The organism is Luteithermobacter gelatinilyticus, assembly GCF_005849285.1.
Taxonomy (GTDB): domain Bacteria; phylum Pseudomonadota; class Alphaproteobacteria; order Sphingomonadales; family Emcibacteraceae; genus Luteithermobacter; species Luteithermobacter gelatinilyticus.
In genome coordinates this window covers 449,389-468,172 of record NZ_CP040517.1, presented here as the reverse complement: position 1 = coordinate 468,172, position 18,784 = coordinate 449,389, and the positions used below count along the sequence as shown (strand labels likewise).

Annotated in this window: 14 protein-coding genes; 1 reads left to right on the top strand and 13 read right to left on the bottom strand. The window is 55.6% G+C overall.

Annotated elements, in window-relative coordinates:
- Positions 1-100: 100 nt before the first annotated feature.
- Positions 101-1,678 carry a phosphoglycerate dehydrogenase gene (gene serA / locus FE788_RS02095; RefSeq protein WP_138379077.1) on the bottom strand — a complete coding sequence of 526 codons (1,578 nt, stop codon included), beginning with the start codon at positions 1,676-1,678 and terminating at the stop codon, positions 101-103.
- A gap of 100 nt (positions 1,679-1,778) precedes the next feature.
- Positions 1,779-2,933 (bottom strand): phosphoserine transaminase, encoded by a 1,155-nt coding sequence (locus tag FE788_RS02090; protein ID WP_138379076.1) that lies wholly within the window; start codon positions 2,931-2,933, stop codon positions 1,779-1,781.
- A 382-nt stretch (positions 2,934-3,315) separates the two neighbouring features.
- Between FE788_RS02090 and FE788_RS02085 the strand changes: the two genes are divergently transcribed.
- Positions 3,316-3,720 carry a DUF1761 domain-containing protein gene (locus tag FE788_RS02085; protein WP_138379075.1) on the top strand — a complete coding sequence of 135 codons (405 nt, stop codon included), beginning with the start codon at positions 3,316-3,318 and terminating at the stop codon, positions 3,718-3,720.
- Positions 3,721-3,724: 4 nt separating this feature from the next.
- Here the strand turns inward: FE788_RS02085 and FE788_RS02080 are convergent, their stop codons facing one another.
- From FE788_RS02080 to tolB, 11 genes are all read right to left on the bottom strand, one after another.
- Positions 3,725-5,047 (bottom strand): serine hydrolase domain-containing protein, encoded by a 1,323-nt coding sequence (locus FE788_RS02080; protein WP_210414098.1) that lies wholly within the window; start codon positions 5,045-5,047, stop codon positions 3,725-3,727.
- A gap of 73 nt (positions 5,048-5,120) precedes the next feature.
- Positions 5,121-5,639: a DUF6702 family protein gene (locus FE788_RS02075; protein ID WP_138379074.1), complete on the bottom strand. Its 519-nt coding sequence runs from the start codon at positions 5,637-5,639 to the stop codon at positions 5,121-5,123.
- Positions 5,640-5,650: 11 nt separating this feature from the next.
- A complete protein-coding gene (locus FE788_RS02070) occupies positions 5,651-8,017 on the bottom strand; it encodes a M1 family metallopeptidase (protein WP_138379073.1) in 2,367 nt (788 codons plus the stop codon).
- 89 nt (positions 8,018-8,106) lie between these two features.
- On the bottom strand, positions 8,107-8,919 hold the full coding sequence (gene thiD, locus FE788_RS02065; RefSeq protein WP_138379072.1) for a bifunctional hydroxymethylpyrimidine kinase/phosphomethylpyrimidine kinase: 813 nt from the start codon (positions 8,917-8,919) through the stop codon (positions 8,107-8,109).
- Between the two features lie 8 nt (positions 8,920-8,927).
- Entirely contained in the window at positions 8,928-10,280 is a 1,353-nt protein-coding gene (gene glmM / locus FE788_RS02060; RefSeq protein WP_138379071.1) for a phosphoglucosamine mutase, read from the bottom strand.
- A 269-nt stretch (positions 10,281-10,549) separates the two neighbouring features.
- Positions 10,550-11,644: a dihydropteroate synthase gene (gene folP, locus FE788_RS02055; protein WP_138379070.1), complete on the bottom strand. Its 1,095-nt coding sequence runs from the start codon at positions 11,642-11,644 to the stop codon at positions 10,550-10,552.
- Between the two features lie 74 nt (positions 11,645-11,718).
- Positions 11,719-13,650: an ATP-dependent zinc metalloprotease FtsH gene (gene ftsH, locus FE788_RS02050; protein ID WP_138379069.1), complete on the bottom strand. Its 1,932-nt coding sequence runs from the start codon at positions 13,648-13,650 to the stop codon at positions 11,719-11,721.
- Positions 13,651-13,797: 147 nt separating this feature from the next.
- Positions 13,798-15,150, bottom strand: coding sequence for a tRNA lysidine(34) synthetase TilS (gene tilS, locus FE788_RS02045; protein WP_138379068.1), 1,353 nt, complete (start codon positions 15,148-15,150; stop codon positions 13,798-13,800).
- A gap of 256 nt (positions 15,151-15,406) precedes the next feature.
- On the bottom strand, positions 15,407-16,372 hold the full coding sequence (ybgF, locus tag FE788_RS02040) for a tol-pal system protein YbgF (protein ID WP_138379067.1): 966 nt from the start codon (positions 16,370-16,372) through the stop codon (positions 15,407-15,409).
- A gap of 410 nt (positions 16,373-16,782) precedes the next feature.
- Positions 16,783-17,328 (bottom strand): peptidoglycan-associated lipoprotein Pal, encoded by a 546-nt coding sequence (gene pal / locus FE788_RS02035; RefSeq protein WP_138379066.1) that lies wholly within the window; start codon positions 17,326-17,328, stop codon positions 16,783-16,785.
- A gap of 134 nt (positions 17,329-17,462) precedes the next feature.
- Complete coding sequence (gene tolB / locus FE788_RS02030; RefSeq protein WP_138381257.1) at positions 17,463-18,776, bottom strand: Tol-Pal system beta propeller repeat protein TolB; 1,314 nt, start codon at positions 18,774-18,776, stop codon at positions 17,463-17,465.
- Positions 18,777-18,784 lie beyond the last annotated feature (8 nt).

Genomic DNA, 18,784 nt, shown 5'->3' with positions numbered 1-18,784 from the left:
ACCCTGGAACGGATCCGTTCCCCAGCCCCCATAAAAAAGGGAGGCAAAATGCCTCCCAGTTGATGGATACAGGTATATTACCCGCTAAAAATTCCTATTCTCAGAAATTCAGGGCCTTAACCTGACGCACATGCGGCAGGTTCTGCACCTTGGCCAGCACCTCCTCCGACGCCGGTTGGTCAATAGCTACAAGAGCAATTGCTTCCCCTCCGGCATCCTTGCGCCCCAGGCTGAACGTGGCAATGTTCAAACCGGCATCGCCCAGGGTCGTGCCCAGCGCCCCGATGAAGCCTGGCAGGTCTTCATTGGTAACATACAGCATATGTTTGGTCAGTTCGGCCTCAAGACGAATGCCTTTGACTTCCACAATCCGCGGGCGCCGGTCGGCGAACAACGTGCCAGCGACGGTTCGGGTTTGTTTGTCGGTGGTAACGGTGACCCGGATCAGGGTGTGATAATCGCCCTCGCCCTCATTTTTACTTTCAATAATGTCAATATCGCGCTCCTTGGCAATGGCCATGGCGTTAACCATATTCACACTATCCATTAGCGGCTGAAGCACCCCTTCCACAACAATGGCTGTCAGCGGACGGATATTAAGTTCCGTCACATCCCCCTGATATTCAATATGGATGCTTTGCAGGGCATTTTCCGTCAACTGTCCGGCAAAACTGCCCAATTCTCCAGCAAGTTTCATATAGGGGTTGAGGCGCGTGGCTTCCTCTGCCGTCACAGACGGCATGTTGAGTGCATTGGTTACGGCCCCATCCAACAGGTAGTCGGCCATCTGCTCAGCCACCTGCACCGCCACATTGACCTGGGCTTCCGTTGTGGACGCGCCAAGATGGGGAGTAGCCACCACTTTTTCATGACCAAACAGCGGGTTTTCACGGGCTGGTTCTTCCGAAAACACATCCAGCGCCGCCCCGGCGACCTTCCCACTGTTAAGGGCATCCAGCAGGGCCAGCTCATCCACCAGCCCCCCACGGGCGCAGTTGATGATGCGAACCCCATCCTTCATCTTGGCAAAGGCATCACGGCCGATGATGCCGCGGGTGCTGTCGGTCAGCGGGGTATGCAGGGTGATAAAATCAGCCCGGGCAAACAGTTCATCCAGTTCCACCTTTTCCACGCCCAGTTCCTCGGCCCGCTCGGCCGACAGGAACGGATCATAGGCCACCACCTTCATTTTCAGACCCAACGCCCGTTCGGCGGCTATGGAGCCAATATTGCCGCAGCCGATGACGCCCAGGGTTTTGGAGGTCAGTTCAACCCCCATGAATTTGGATTTTTCCCATTTTCCGGCATGGGTGGAGGCGTTGGCCTGGGGAATCTGCCGGGCCAGGGCAAACATCATAGCAATGGCGTGTTCCGCTGTTGTAATGCTGTTGCCGAACGGCGTATTCATCACCACCACACCCCGGGCTGTGGCCGCCTTGATATCCACATTGTCCACACCGATGCCGGCGCGGCCCACCACTTTCAGGTTTTCGGCGGCATCCAGCACCTCGGCCGTAACCTTGGTGGCGGAGCGGATCGCCAACCCGTCATATTCGGGAATTTTCGCAATCAATTCTTCCGGCGTCATGCCAACAATCTGATCGGCAATGATGCCGCGTCTTTCAAAAATTTCCTTGGCCAGGGGGCTCAGTTTGTCCGAAATCAGGACCTTAACCATCACTTTTACCTTTCGCTCTTTTGTCTTGATTTTCACCCGAAAGATTGTTTCGGGGAAGTCCACCACGGACCGGCCGCAGAATGCGACCGGCTTTTATCGCTCAGGCGTAAGAGGTTTTTACCTCGTCAAGCGCCCATTCAATCCACGGAATTAGCTTTTCAAGATCCGCGGTTTCGACCGTAGAGCCGGCCCAGATGCGCAATCCCGCCGGCGCATCCCGATAGGCGCCGATGTCATAGGCAGCCCCTTCTTCTTCCAACAGGGCCACCACCTTTTTGGCGGCAGCGGCCTGGTCCTCTTGTCCAAGGGCCGTAAACCACGGGGCCGTGATATTCAGACAGACGGAGGTATTAGATACTGTGGCCGGGTCCTTGGCCAAGAAAGCCACATTGGGAGATTTTTCCACCCAGGCCCTCAATACGGCCAGATTGGCTTCGGAGCGTTTGATCAGACCTTCCAGGCCCCCGACGATTTCCGCCCAGCTGAGCGCATCCAGATAATCCTCCACACACAGCATGGACGGGGTATTGATGGTAGCACCGCTGAAAATACCGTCAATCAGCTTGCCGCCCTTGGTCAGGCGGAAAATCTTTGGCAGCGGCCATTTCGGTGTATAGCTTTCCAAACGCTCCACGGCCCGGGGCGAAAGGATGATCACCCCGTGCGCAGCTTCCCCGCCCAGCACCTTCTGCCAGCTGAAGGTTACCACATCCAGCTTGTCAAACGGCAGGTCCATGGCGAAAGCCGCAGACGTCGCGTCACAGATGGTCAGGCCCGCCCGGTCGCTGGCAATCCAGTCTCCGTTTGGCACCTTGACCCCTGAAGTTGTTCCATTCCAGGTGAAAACCACGTCACGGGCCGGGTCAACCTTGGAAAGATCCGGCAATTCGCCATAATCGGCTTCCATGACCCGCACATCGTCCAATTTGAGCTGCTTGACCACATCGGTCACCCAGCCCTTGCCAAAACTTTCCCAGGCCAGCACGTCCACACCGCGCGCGCCCAGGAGCGACCACAGGGCCATTTCCACAGCTCCCGTATCCGAGCCCGGCACAATGCCCACCCGATACCCTTCCGGCACCCCAAGAAGGGCGGCGGTCCGGTCAATAGCTTCTTTAAGTCTGGATTTCCCCACTTTGGCGCGATGGGACCGGCCGAGAGGGGCATTTTTGAGAACTTCGAGCGTCCAACCCGGGCGTTTGGCGCACGGGCCTGACGAAAACAGCGGATTCGCTGGCTTCACTTCTGGTTTCATATCTGTATCTCCTATTCCTTCCAGAATAGGCGTCCCTCGTTGGGGAGGGATAGCCCACAGCGGACTATAAAGATCCGGCGCCATCCGTCAAGTGAAGATTATGCGACAAATAAAAATAGGGATCGAAGAATATTCAGCACTCCACCCAGAACTGCGCAGTTTTAAAAGGTTTTCCATTGATCAGCACCGCCAGGTGATGTTCTCCGGCATAATGTTTCCGGGTTGTGAAATCTTCAAATTCCTGACTTTTTTCAGATGCCCCGATTCTCCGGGTCAAAAGACTGGCGGATGTCAGATATTGTCCTACGTAAAATTCTGATTCCTATGAGATTTTACGCCATTGTGCTATATTTCCCATTCCAAAAAGGGAGAGGAGACAACAATGGAACAAATCAATCTTCTGGCCGTTCTGATTGCCACCATCATTTCCTATGCGCTCGGCGCCGTGTGGTATTCACCCAAGGTGTTTGGGACCGCCTGGATGGAAGACAACAATTATGACCCGAACGCCCAGCACGGACATCCAGCCAAGGTTTATGGCCTGAGTTTTATATTTTCGCTGATCGCCGCAGCAGGCTTTGCCTATTATATCATGGGCGACCTTGCCAACCCAACATGGCTTGAAGGACTGCGCCGGGGTCTGGTTGTCGGCATTGCTTTTGCCGCCACCAGTTTCGGCATCAATTACCAGTTTGCCGACAAATCCACCCGGCTGCTGATGATTGACGGCGGTTATCACACGGTCCAGTTTGCCGTTTATGGGATTGTCCTGGCCCTGTGGCCGTAACCGGTTATTCCGCCGGCTGCAGGATGGCGGACCAAAAATGGGTGCTGAGGTCGCTGATCACATTGGATTCCGCATTCAAGAGGATGACAAGGCCAATATTATGGCGACGGGAATAGGCCACATCAGCACGAAACCCCGACACCCAGCCACTGTGATAAACCAGTTCCTCGGTACCAAAATGATAGATCCGCCAGCCCAGACCATAATAGGCGTCTTCAATATAATTACGCCAGCCCCGCCGGCGCAATTCCCTTTGGGTTCGCACCCGCGGTTCGGTCAGGGTCGCCAGCATTTCGGGCGTTAACACTTCCGGTTCATATCCCAATTGCGCCGACAGCCATTTGGCCAGATCCACAACACTGGCATTCACGCCCGCCGCTGGCAAGACGGAATAATAACTGGGATCAACCCGCCCGACTTTCCAGCCGGAACGGGTTTTGATATGCGGTGTAGCGCGGTTGGGGCTGGACAGAAACCCTTCCAGCCCCACCGATGCATCCTCCATGCCCAGCGGGGCAAAGATTTCCTCCTGCATCAGCTGCTCATAACTGGATGCCGTGGCCTGTTCCATCACAGGCTGAATGAGGCTATAGAGCACATTCTGATACCCATAACATTCTCCCGGCGCACAATAAGGGTCCAGGTCTGAAAATTTGGAAATAATTTTCGGCAGCGGCACATTGGCTTCCAGCAGATTGTCATAGGCATTGGGGATCAGACCGGAACTTTGCGAGAGAATGTGCTGCACCTGAAGGTCGCGGGAATATTCCGGTGTTCTGAACCGAAAATCCGGAACATACTGGTTGATGCGATCTTCCCAGGAAAATTTCCGTTCTTCCACCAGCCGGGCGCTGAGTCCCGCGGCAAAGGTCTTGGAGACGGAAGCCAGGCGAAACACTGTGTGTTCGTCCACAGGGGCCGTCCCGCCCAACCGGCGCACGCCATAACTGCCCATTTTCACCACCCGCCCCCCTTCGACAATGGCATAGGCACCGCCCGGCACACCGGCCCGGGTAAGCTGTTCGCGAAAATAGGCATCAAAGGATAACGCAAACTCTGATAAGGAAAAACCATCCGGCAACGGCAACCAGGGCCGGAATACCAGTGGCTTCAACGCCGACTGTTGTTCTCCTGCGGCGGGACTGGCCGCCGCCAGCGCGGCATTTGTCTCTGCTGCAACATGGTCTAGGGCGTCCTGCTCAAGGGCCTGATCCTCGGGAGATGGCACATCATGGCCCTTGGACGGCCGCCAATACCCGCTGACCGCAACCCCCAGCAAAAAAAGACAGAGCCCGATTCCCGCTCTGTGCATGAGCCTGTATTTCAAACCCTCGCCCCTTGCTTTTTCAGTTCTTTCCGACCGTCTATTCCGTTTCTTTCGACATCAGTCTTGTTCAACATCAGTCTTGCGGGAACGCCACAAACTGCACGCCGTCACCCTTGCGGAATATTCGGGTCTGCACTTCGCCAGCCCGTTCTATATTAACGGTATTTTTTTGATCGGCAAAGACATCCATAAACAGTTTGTGGATGACACCCAGCCGTGACAGCCCATCCGGCAAAGGGGCTTCCTGATAGACATAGATATCATCAATGTTGAATTCATGTCCGACCCAGGTAAGCGGGACCGCCACACCCGTCTCGTCATAAAGCGCAAAACTGCCGCCGATATATTGGCGCAGGAAATCATCAATATCCTGATCAAGAAGTTCCGCCCCCGGCCCCTTTTCCCGGTCGAGACGCTGGCGGATCAGATCCTCCACATCATGGGTAAACAACCGGTGCGTAATCTGTATAACCCCTCGCTCCGGATGCAGATCAATCTGGGTAAAGGCCGCATAGAAACGGTGAGCGCCGCTGATTTCAGCGACGCCTACCATCATGACAAGACTACAGAAAGCTGCAAAGACACGCCTCATCGGAACCGTCTTTAATCCTTTTTCTTGGCCTTATTGTTTTTCTTTTCCATCATCTCACGCATCATGTCCCGTTTCTTTTTGGTTTTATAAAGCTCAAAGCGGGTTTTTTCTTCGATCCGGCGCGGATAATGGTTGTTAGACAGATCCGTATCCGCCGTTTCCAGATGCGGATCCAGCGTGACGGAACGAATTTTCTTGTCGCTTAACAGCATCTTGCGGATATGTTTCGTGTTCTGTTTCCAGACCTCGGCCGCCCAGCGGATTTCCTCGGTGGAACCATCCTCATAGGTCACTTCAAGGTAAATCGGCATCACCAAACCGCCCTTGTTGCTGAAATCCAGCATGTAGATATGGGCGTCTTCCTGCAACAACTGCCGTTCCTCTTCCTTCAGGCTCTCAAGAAACGCCTTGTAATCCTCGCGCTGTTTGTCGGTAACGGTATATTCGTCATATTTGTTGTAAAAATCCTTGAGTTCAGGATAGGCGTCAAGCCGTTTCGGCAGGGCCTTGTTGCGTTGCTCCGACAGGGTTTCCGGGCGCGCCTCGTCCTGTTGCTTGCGCCAGGGTTCCTCCTTGTCCGGATCCTTGCTGTCCAGATGCACCAGTTCCACCTTGTCGAGGGAAATATCCACATGGTCGGTGGTATAGAACCAGCCCCGCCAGAACCAGTCCAGATCCACGCCCGAGGCATCTTCCATGGTGCGGAAGAAATCTGCCGGGGTCGGCCGTTTGAACTGCCAGCGCCGGGCATACTCCCGGAAGGCAAAATCAAACAGTTCCCGCCCCATGATGGATTCCCGCAAAATGTTCAGCGCCGTGGCCGGCTTGGCATAGGCATTGTTGCCGAATTGCAGCAGGGATTCCGAGTTGGTCATGATCGGCACCTGGGATTTGCTTTTCATATAATCCACAATTTTATAGGGTTCGCCCCGGCGGGAGGGGTAATCGTCTTCCCATTCCTGTTCGGCCAGATACTGTAAAAAGGTGTTCAGCCCTTCATCCATCCAAGTCCATTGCCGTTCATCGGAATTGACGATCATCGGGAAATAATTGTGCCCCACCTCGTGAATGACCACGCTGATCAGGCCATATTTGGTGCGCCGTTCATACGTGCGGGTACCGTCCTTATGTTGGGTGGGCCGGTAGCCGTTGAAGCTGATCATAGGATATTCCATGCCGCCGGTGACCGGCCCGTGCACGGAAATCGCCACCGGATAAGGATAGGTCAGGGCATATTTGTTATACACTTCAAGAGTGTGTATCACCGCATGGGTGGAATACTGCCCCCACAAGGGGTTGGCCTCTTCCGGATAGAATGACATGGCCATGACGGTCTGGCCGTTTTCCTTTTGTTTATAGCCCATTGCGTCCCAGATAAACCGGCGCGAAGAAGCAAAGGCGAAATCCCGCACATTCTGCGCCCTGAAACGCCAGGTTTTTGTTGTGGTGGCCTTGGTTTTCTGATTTTCCAGAGCTTCTTCCTGGGTTACGATTTCCACCACCTTGTCCGAAGTACGCGCTTTTTTCAGACGTTTAAGCTGTTCCCGGCTCAAGACTTCATCGGCGTTCTGCAACACCCCGGTGGCCGCCACGATATGATCGGCCGGTACCGTAATGGCCACCTCGTAATCGCCAAATTCCAGGGTAAATTCACCACGGCCGATAAATTGTTTATTGTGCCAGCCTTCATAATCGGAATAGGCAGCCAGGCGCGGGAACCAGCGGGAAATCTCGTAAATATAGTTGCCGTCTTCCTTGAAATATTCATACCCCCCGCGGGAACGGATTTTAGTGCCGTCCACGATCTGATAGGCCCATTCCACGGAAAATTCCATGCTCTGGCCCGGACGCAACGGCGCCGGCAGGTCCACCCGCATCATGGTTTGGACAATGGTATAGGGCAGATCCGCCCCGCCGCTATCCTTGACCGAAAGAATCTGGTGCCCGCCGGAAAATTCCGTTTCATGGACTGCCTGTCCAAAAGCATCAAAACTCATTTTGTTAGGCCGGCTCATGGTCCGGGTCTGACGGTCCAGGGAATCCCTGGAAAACCGGTTCTGGTCCAGCTGCAGCCAGAGGTAACGTAACGGATCGGGGGAATTATTGTGATATTTGATGACTTCACGCCCTCTGAGGCGTTGTTTTTCATCATCAAGAGTGACGTCGATCTTGTAATCTACCTGTTGTTGCCAATAAGCATGCCCCGGTGCGCCGGAGGCCGTGCGATAATTGTTCGGCGTCGGCAGAACCTCATCCAACTGACGGAATTTGTCGTTGAGCTGCTCCATGGTCTGAGCTTGGGAAAAATTCGCCTGAGACAGGCTGAACAATGAAAAAACTAAAGCGGCAACAATCCCACAGATACCGTTTTTAAACATTCATCACTCCAAATCATATGGTGCGGACACGCTGAACCTCCCCGCGTCTCCGGCTTCATTTTTACACTCAGGACTCTGTTATAAAGAGATCAGTCAGCAGATACAAGGTGATTGAGCGGGCCATGGCCGCCACCGAACCCCGGGGCCGTGGCAATGGCCCGGGCCACATAAAGATGGCCCCGCCCGACAGCCTTGGGCAGGGACAGGCCCTGCGCCAGCCCCGTGGCAATGGCCGAGGCCAGGGTGCACCCCGTGCCATGGGTATGACGGGTTTCCAGTCGCGCGCTCTCATAGAGATGTTCTTCCCCCCTCGTCAGCAACAGATCCACAAGCCGCTCCCCCGGCATATGCCCGCCTTTGATTAGCACCGCCCCTGCCCCTAGAGAGAGGATTTTTTGACCCGCCCGGCGCATGTCGTCCAGGGTTTCGATCCGCTCCAGGCCGCTTAAGGCAACGGCTTCGGGACGGTTCGGGGTGACCAGGGTTGCCAGCGGCAACAAATCACGCACCAGGCAATCCCGGGCTTCGGGGTCGAGAAGCTGATGGCCGCTGGTGGACACCATAACCGGGTCCAGCACATAGGGCGTCTGCCCCCGCTTTTGCGTCAGCACTTCGGCCACGCGTCGGATAATGCCGGCATGATGCAGCATGCCGCTCTTGAAGCAGTCAACGCCGATATCCTCGATACAGGCCAGCATCTGATCCCGCACAAGATCAGGCGCGGCCGCCTCGGCCGCGGTGACCCCACGGGTGTTCTGCACCGTCAGCGAGGTAATGGCGGTCATGGCATATCCGCCAAGCGCCGTGATGGTTTTAATATCGGCCTGAATGCCGGCCCCACCGCTGGGGTCAGACCCGGCGATGCTCAGAACCTTTCCATGAAGCTTTGTATCGTCAGGCACGGGTTGTCTTAGGCTGCTGTTGTCTGTTCTACAACAGAAACAATATCATTCACCACCGAAGAGACAAGTTTTTCGTCTTCCCCTTCCGCCATGACCCGGATCACGGGTTCGGTGCCGGACTTGCGGATCACGATCCGGCCCACCCCGTTGAGCCGTTCTTCGCCTTCGCGAATGGCCTCTTTCACAATATCGCTTTCAAGAGGCTCCGCCCCGGGGCTATAGCGGGCGTTTTTCAGAAGCTGCGGATAAGGGTCAAACAGATGGCAGATCTCGCTCACCGGCCGGCCGTTTTTCACCAGAACCGCCAAAATTTGCAACGCGGCAATCAGCCCATCACCGGTGGTGCAGAAATCCCCAAGCACAATATGACCGGACTGTTCCCCGCCAAGGTTCAGGTTTTTCTCGCGCATTACCTCAACCACATACCGGTCCCCCACCTGAGTGCGGATCAGATCCAGCCCGATCCGTTCCAGATATTTCTCAAGCCCCAGATTAGACATCACCGTGGCCGCGATCGCGCCACCGCGCAATTTGTCCGCCACCTGCCAGTACTGGGCGATGGTCGCCATCAACTGGTCCCCGTCGATAATCCGGCCATTCTCATCACAAATAATCAGCCGGTCGGCATCCCCATCAAGGGCGATACCAATATCGGCGCCGTGGGTCACCACCTGTTCGCACATCAGCTGCGGCGCGGTCGAGCCGCAATCCTTGTTGATATTGGTGCCGTTAGGGGATACGCCTACGGCCACCACCTCGGCCCCCAGTTCCCACAGTACACTGGGGGCGGATTTGTAGGCCGCACCATTGGCGCAGTCCACCACGATTTTCATGCCATCCAGGCGCAGATTTTTGGGAAAAGTATTCTTGGCAAACTCAATATACCGGCCCACGGCGTTTTCCAACCGCTGTGCCCGGCCCAGTTTTTCGGACGGCGCCAGATGGTCGGCATATCCGTTGTCCATCCGATCCTCAATAACCTTTTCAATCTCGTCCGAAAGTTTATAACCGTCCGGCCCGAACAGCTTGATACCGTTATCCTGAAACGGGTTGTGAGAGGCGGAAATCATCACCCCGAGATCGGCTCTGAGCGAACGAGTCATCATCGCCACCGCCGGGGTTGGCATCGGTCCCACCATGATCACATCCATACCCATGGACAAAAATCCCGACGCTAGCGCCGGTTCCAGCATATAGCCCGAAAGCCGTGTATCCTTACCGATCACCACCCGGTGTTTGTGATCCCCGCGCGTGAAATGTTTACCCGCCGCCATGCCCACACGCATGGCGACTTCCGCTGTCATATGCCCCTCATTCGCTCTGCCGCGAATACCGTCCGTACCGAAATATTTCCGTGACATTTTTCTTATACCTTGTGATTCACTCCGCGCCAGATTTCTGCGCACGCCTCCTTTACGATACCTTATCATAAGGTCATAACATAAAGTTCTTAATACATGTTCAACGGTTCCTTATGAACCATAAAACGCAACTTGCAAATACGACAAAAAGATTAAGACAATATTATTGGACAAACCATTGGACAACAGTCTCCGCTCAGCAGCGTTCGCCTCCTCAGACTCTCATCTTTTCCTACAATCTTTTTACAGAAAGTCATGTTGTACCCAGTCTAAATAATATGGATATGTGACCAAATTGTGAGCGCCTGGCGCGTCTGGGCCACATCATGAACGCGGACGATCTGCCCCCCCTGATCCCAGAAAGCCTGTGCTGCGGCAAGTGAACCGGGCAACCGGTCCGTTGCCGTCTGCGCCCCGCTCAATGCGCCGATGAAACTCTTGCGCGACGCCCCCAAAAGAAGCGGTACGCCAAGGCCGTGGAACAGGGAAATATGCCGCAGCAGAGCCAGATTGTGTTCCACCGTCTTGCCAAAGCCGATGCCTGGATCCGCGATAAGGCGATCCCGGGAAATACCGGCTTCGAGGCAGCAGCCTATGCGTTCCTCTAAATAGTCAAACACGTCCAGCACCACATCATCATAGCGCGGATCCTGCTGCATGGTTTGCGGGGAGCCCTGCGCATGCATCAGGATCACAGGCGCCGTCGAAGCGGCAACCACGGACAGGCTATCCCGATCATGGGTTAACGCACTTACATCATTGATGATATGCGCCCCTTTTTCCAGCGCCTGCGCCATGACGGGCGCATTCCGGGTGTCCACAGACAGCGGGATGCCTTCCCCCGCCAGTTCTTCAACCAGGGGAATGACCCGACCCAGCTCCTCTTCAAGGGAGACCGGCTCCGCACCAGGACGGGTGGATTCTCCACCGATGTCAATAAAATCGGCCCCGGCCTGATGCATGAAGCGGGCATGCCGGAGGGCAGCAGCAGCCTTATCAAAACGCCCGCCGTCGGAAAAACTGTCCGGCGTGACATTCAGGATGCCCTGGATCCGGGGAGTTTGCAGATCAAGCCGCGTTCCGTCCGGCAGACACAAAGGGGGACGCGGACGGATAAGATGCGCAAAAAGATCCTTTATTTGGGTTTTCTGTTCGACAGGATACGCGGCCATATGATCTGCAAAGGCGCCAACGGGAACTATTTGTTCCGTCACCTCCCGGGGGCCTGCCCGCCGTATAAGACGCAACTGGGTAAAAGACAGATCCAGTCCAGCCAGCCGCCGGGCCTGTCCGGCAGCTTCGGCAGAACGCGCGAGCGCACCTCTGAGAAACCCCAGAGGTTGCAGATAAAGTTTTGCCGTCATCTCGGCTCCCCGCTCAGCGCCGCTTCATGCATAGTCTTCAGGACAGGCCGACAGCCTTCCCCTATCACACGCCCTCAACTTTCCGGAACGGGATCGGATCCCACGCCTTTGGGACCATCATCTCCTTTAGGAGGTGTTTCCGTGGAAGGAACGGATCCCGGGCGTGGACGGTTCTGATCGGAATCTTTATAGGATTCTCCCCGCTGAATCGTTTTCCCGGCCAGCAGTTCCTTGATTTCACTTCCGGTAAGGGTTTCATATTCCAGCAGCGCCTTGGCCAGCTTATGCAGATCGTCAATATTTTCCGTCAGGATTTTGCGGGCCCTCTCATAGGCTTCCTCTACGATCCGCTTGATTTCCTCATCAATCAGTTTGGCCGTTTCATCGGAAATATTCTGATTGCGGGTTACGGAATGCCCAAGGAAGACCTCTTCCTGATTTTCCCCATATTCCAAGGGCCCGAGCTTGTCGCTCATCCCCCATTTGGTCACCATGGCACGCGCAATTTTCGTAGCATGGGAAATATCCGATGCCGCGCCGGAGGTGACCTTGTCATAACCGAAAATGATTTCCTCAGCCACGCGTCCCCCCATGGCCACCGCAAGATCCGCATGCATTTTTTCCCGACTCATGGACAACTGATCCCGTTCCGGCAGACGCATGACCATGCCGAGCGCCCGACCGCGCGGAATAATGGTTGCCTTATGCACGGGGTCTGATGCCGGACAATGCAACGCCACCAGCGCATGACCGGCTTCATGATAGGCGGTGAGTTTCTTTTCCTCTTCGCTCATGACCATGGAGCGGCGTTCCGCCCCCATCATCACCTTGTCCTTGGCGGATTCAAAATCCTCCATGGAGACGACCCGTTTGCCTTTACGCGCCGCCAGCAAAGCCGCCTCGTTAACCAGATTCGCAAGATCCGCTCCGGAAAAGCCCGGCGTGCCCCGGGCAATCACCCGAGTGTCCACATCAGCCGCCAGCGGCACCTTTTTCATATGCACTTTAAGGATTTTCTCCCGGCCCAGAACGTCGGGACGCGGCACAACCACCTGGCGGTCAAACCGGCCCGGCCGCAACAACGCCGGGTCCAGAACATCGGGGCGGTTGGTCGCGGCCACCAGAATAATGCCTTCATTGGCCTCGAACCCGTCCATTTCCACCAAAAGCTGGTTGAGGGTCTGTTCCCGCTCGTCATTACCGCCGCCCAGGCCCGCGCCACGATGCCGGCCCACCGCGTCAATCTCGTCGATGAAGATGATACAGGGGGCATTTTTCTTGGCCTGATCGAACATGTCGCGCACCCGGCTCGCGCCGACGCCCACAAACATTTCCACAAAATCAGACCCCGAAATGGTAAAGAAGGGCACATTGGCTTCGCCGGCGATGGCCCGCGCCAGCAGGGTTTTCCCAGTACCCGGCGGTCCCACCAACAGCGCGCCTTTGGGGATAGTACCGCCCAGGCGTTGAAACTTCTGGGGATCTTTCAGGAACTCGACAATTTCTTCAAGTTCTTCCTTGGCTTCGTCAATGCCGGCCACATCGTCAAAGGTGACACGACCCTGCCGCTCTGTCAGCAACTTGGCTTTCGATTTGCCAAAACCCATGGCCTTGCCGCTGCTGCCCTGCATCTGGCGCATGAAGAAAATCCACACGCCAATCAGGATGATCATCGGCAACCAGCTCAGGAAAATATTCAGCAGCGAACCGTCCTCAACCGGCTCTGCCATGATGCGCACCCCTTTTTCCCGAAGCCGCTTGACCAGTTCCGGATCGTCCGGAGCATATGTGCGGAACATCATGCTGCCGCTGCCGTCATTCATCCGCCCCCTGATTCTGTGCCCCTGAATGGTGACCTCCTGAACCTGGCCAGTTTCCACCCTGTCCAGGAAATCAGAAAACGCCAGCTCACTGCGCGGTCCCTGGGTCGCAGACCCCTGAAAGACATTATACAACAGCAAAAGCAGAATTAAGATTATCGCCCAAAAAGCAAGATTGCGTCCCATATTTATCCACGTGTCACTAAGTTAAAAGGGGCGGGGCATTGATAAATGACCCGGATTACTTCATCTATTAAAATAGGGGCTTGGCCGCGACAAACAAGCCACTCGGCACAGTTTTTTCCAGAATAAGCCCTCTTGGCAACCATTTTATCATGTTTTGTTCCAAAACCGCACAAATTCCATCTGCACATCCTGCCCTGTGGCCTGTGTCGCCAAGTGTGGCACCCGCTCCACGCCATCACGATCAATCAGGCAGGGCAGGCTCACTACGGCTTCGGGCGGGGCCATCCAGCGCGTCTTCAGATCTGGCGTTTTATGGCACAATTCATGCCAGCGCGCCACACCCATAACGACCACCTGCCCCCCAATCCGGGGGGAATAGATCCTGAACCGCCCATCCCAGAGAAGCGCTTGCCCCGGCTGCAGTTCCGCGACGTCATTGACGGCTGCCACTTCCCGGCACACCACCACAGGCTTGTGTTTTCGCGCGCTGCCCTGGCCAGGACGGACCACACATCCTCCGATGGTCTGCCCCTTGAAATCCGGATCGTGCAGCGCCTCATACAGTTTTTCGATTTTTTCGAAACGCGGTCCATAATCCTTGCCACCGACTTCACGAACCAGAACGGCCAGAAGCCGCACCACAATTTCCCGATGCGCCGCCCGTATCGCTTCCCGATCCACCGTTACATACCCCAGCGGGTCAATGCGCACAGCCGTTGTCATGACCTCATGCATCAACTCATTCAGAAGTTTCTGAACCTGCCCCATGCGTCGGGCGGTATCTGCCAGGCGGCGGGGTGTCAGGCCATCAATTTCCGGGTGTTGCAGAAACTGTCGGACCCGAACCCGGGCATGGCGGCGGTCCTCATTGCTGGGATCCTCAATCCAGTCCTGATGCTGAACCCGAAGGGTGGCCCGGAGCCGCTCCCGGGGAATATCCAGCAGGGGCCGGCACAGTCTGGGCAAACGGTGCGGATCCGGATAGGCCCCGATCAGCGGATATTCCATGAGCGGTTTCATGGCCGACAGACCGTCCACCCCGCTGCCCCGGGCCAGACGCAGCAGAAAGGTTTCCGCCTGGTCTTCCTGATGATGCGCCAGACACAGCAGGGAAACGCCTTGCCCCGCCGCCCACTCTCCCATCAGCTGATAGCGGGCACGACGAGCGTTTTCCTGGAGTGAAGCTGATGGTTTTCGGCCCTGCCAGGACAGGATTTTATGACGGATCTTCCGACCACCAAGCCAGGAAGAAACCTGCCTCGTTTCCTGAGAAGAAGCCGCTCGCAAGCCATGATCCACGGTCAGCGCCACCAGGTTATATCCCTTCGCGCGGCACCACCTGTCCAACAATAACGTCAGCGCCATGCTGTCGGCTCCACCAGACACGCCAGCCGCCACCAATGCCCCCTCTGGCAGCCTCACCCCCTCCAGCGCCTCCGCCATCAGGGCTGAGAATTCGTCATGGGAAAGTGGTGTAGTGCTGGACTTGTCATGATCCATGTTATGGACCTCTCAGAAATCTGTCGGCTAGTCTTCTGACTCTGAAGTTCGTATCATATTTGTAGCAGGCTATTCGAATTTCAGAGTCAACAAGAAGACTAGTTAATTATTTGACTCTAGTGTGGTTTCTGAATTTGAAGTTCCTAAGTCGTATGACATAATCAATAACAGGAACTTCAAATTCACCACACTAGAATGAACTGTGATAAGATTGACACCATGCACACAGGACCCTGTCACTTCATTCTGGCCCTTGTCACTGGCACCCGGCTTTCCGGGCCTCGGCCGGGCGGCGGTTTTTGTTTTCCACGCTGTCCGGGAACCGCATTTCCAGCTCCCGATACGCCTCACAAGCGTCTTTCTTTTCTCCCAAGGCATAAAGCGACATACCGATTTTCAAGAGAAAAGCCGGGGCTTTCTGGCTTTTGGGATACTGGTCATAACCTTCCAGAAAGGTCCGGGTGGCTTCCGTAAACATGCCGCGGGCATAATAGGTCTGTCCCAGCCAGTATTTGGCATTGCCAGCCAGTTCGTCCTGGGGATATAACCGCAAAAACTCCTGAAGTGCCGCTTCGGCGCGGATATAATCCCCCCTAGTGACCAGCCCGTAGGCATAGTCATATTGTTCCCGCACCGTGCCCCCGGGCAAAAGGGGCTGTGTTCCCCCAGACGGCACTGCCGCCAAATTTGGAGAAGAGGCAGCCCCCCCAGTTCCGGCAGCAGATCCGGACGCAGCGCCCTGTCCCTTACCTTTTTCCAGTTCGGAAAGGCGGAACTCGTAATCATCAGACAACAGGTCCAGCCTCTGGATCAGCTTGTTCAGCCGGTGGTTGGTTTCCTCAACCTGCCCTGTAAGCTGACGGAGCTGGGTTTCCATCTGCGCCACCCGCGCCTCCAGGTTCGCCACAACCGCCCGCCCCTGAGAAGCAACCGGCGCCGCGGCGGGGCTTTGGGGAGCCCCCTGTTGATCCTCAAACATGCTGCCGGGCGTAAAAACCTTGCGCTGAACCGCCCTGAGCTGCTTTTCAAGAATATCAATCCGCTTTTCCAGAGATGGCGCCGCCATCGTCCCGCCGGTCGAAACCAGCACCATCAGCCCGGCAAGACCGCCGATTGTGAGAGCGGCCCCGAGACGGAGACTGATACTGGGTTTGACAGAGGATTTGACAGGGGGTCTGACATTAGCCCGAACGAGTTTAATCAGGCGTTCACCGATAGACATGACATCACTTCTCCCGGAACATCTTTTAGAGTGAATAGTAGAGCGAAGCTTCATGAAACAAAATGGCGCTCCTCTCATCACCGATCACTCTAGAGTGAATTGTGCATAGGTTGACTCAATTCTGTTGACGGATTGCGGCCCGCCTCACGCGAAAGACGGCGCCGGGCGATGCGGGGCATCGGGCCAGGCGTCTGACCCAGGCGTCTGATAAAGTGAGCGGCCTCAAGCCGCCAACCCAAAGGGCCGGGCCGGTCTGGCCCAGCAGAATGGTTCAACCTATACACAATTCACTCCAGGCAGCGCTTTTCAGAAACGGCACGCGGGGTTTCCCCCATAAATACACAAATACCCGCGCAGTCACCCTGGCCGCGCGGGTAAATGACCAAATGGCAGATCTCTCGACTAGGTGATCAATCTACCCGGGTAAAGGCGCGACGGTTCTGGGCCCAGACGCTTTCCCCGGAGCCAAGAACAGCCGGACGTTCCTTGCCGTAGCTGACAGTACGGATCCGGGACGGGCTGACGCCGAGAGCCACCAGATAGTTTTTCACGGCATTGGCGCGACGATCACCAAGCGCCAGGTTGTATTCACGGGTCCCCCGCTCGTCTGCATGTCCTTCGATGGTCACCGTGACAGAAGGGTTGTCCATCAGCCATTTTGCCTGAGCCTGCAGCGTATCACGGGCTTCGGGTGTCAGATCATACCGGTCAAAGCCGAAATAAACCCGTGACCCGGCCGTCACATCAAGATCTTCCTGAGAACCCGCCGGCGGGCCCACATCCTCGGGCTCAACAATCACTTCTTCACGCGGGGCGGTTTCAATTTCCTCTTCCGGCGTGGTCGTTTCCTGCGGCGCCCTGTCAAGAGCCGACTTGTCGGTATTTGCACATGCACTCACAAAAAGCACAGCCCCAGCCAATACCAAATATTTTGCGCCAAATATTTTTTCCAGCATCTAGTGGTCCTTCCACATATTATTAGAATTTTTCACCAACCAAATATTTCGACCCCCGTTATATGAACTGGCGATCTACATTTCTTGACAATCTTTAACCATTCGACAGGCTAAAGCAACTATAGCAGACAAGATTATCTAATCAAGGGGGACCATGCAGGGTCCGACGCCTCCAAAGGTGTTATGATCTGCCTTTCATTGTACCCGGTCAGGTCGATTGACCATATCTGAGTCTCCCCCCCTTTTCCATTACTATTATAGGGTTGCTGGCGGAAAAACATCAGCACCCGGCCGTTGGGCGACCAGGTCGGTCCCTCGTCCAGATAACTCTCGGTCAATAGCCGTTCCCCTGATCCGTCGGGGCGCATCACCCCGATATAAAACCGCCCCTGATAGATTTTCGTAAACGCAATCAAATCACCCCGAGGAGACCAAACCGGGGTCGCGTAGCGCCCCTTACCAAAACTGATCCGCCGCACATTCTTGCCATCGGCATCCATGACATAAATCTGCTGGCTGCCGCCCCGGTCGGAGTTAAAGGTGATATACCGGCCATCCGGCGAATAGCTGGGCGACGTGTCAATGGCGGAATGGGTCGTCAAACGCGTTACCTTGCGGGTTCTCAGCTCCATGACATAAATGTCCGAATTACCATCTTGGGCCTGAGACATGATCACCTTATTGCCGTCCGGGGAGAAGCGCGGCGCAAAGGTCATGCCCGGAAAATCGCCCAGAAGCTCCTGCTTTCCAGTGTCAATGTTATAAAGATAAACCCGCGGGTTATCGTTGATATAGGAAAGATAGGTAATTTCCTGGGCTGTCGGAGAAAACCGCGGCGTGAGCACCAGGTGACGGCCATCCGTCAGGAATTTATGATTGTGGCCGTCCTGATCCATAATGGCCAGACGTTTGATACGGTTAGTCGCCGGACCGCTTTCGGAAATATACACGATCCGTGTATCAAAATACCCTTTTTCACCAGTCAGCCGTTCATAAATCGCATCGGCAATCATATGGGCAATGCGCCGCCAGTTCTGCGGCGTGGTATAATAGCGCAGGCCGATCATCTGGCTTTTGGCCAGAACATCCCATAGACGGAATTCCACCCGGATACGCCCGTCTTCCTGAAGGGTGAGCGTGCCAGTGACCAGCGCCTGCGCGCCCACAGCCCGCCAGTTGGCAAATTTGGGGCTGCTGCCGGCAGAATCCCGGAAAAAGGCCCGAGGGTCAATCAAACGAAACAGGCCCGAACGATCGAGATCGGCACTGACCACCTGGGAAATCCGCTTGCCAATATCGTTGATGGTTCCGCCAGAGATGGTCTGACGCTCATCCCCTTTCAGGTCCGTTACGGCGATAGGCAGCGGATCCACCTGCCCCTTGGTGATGTCCACCCGAATAACCGCATGGGCGGCTGAAAGGGACAACACCCCGGCGACAAACGTCATTACAAAAA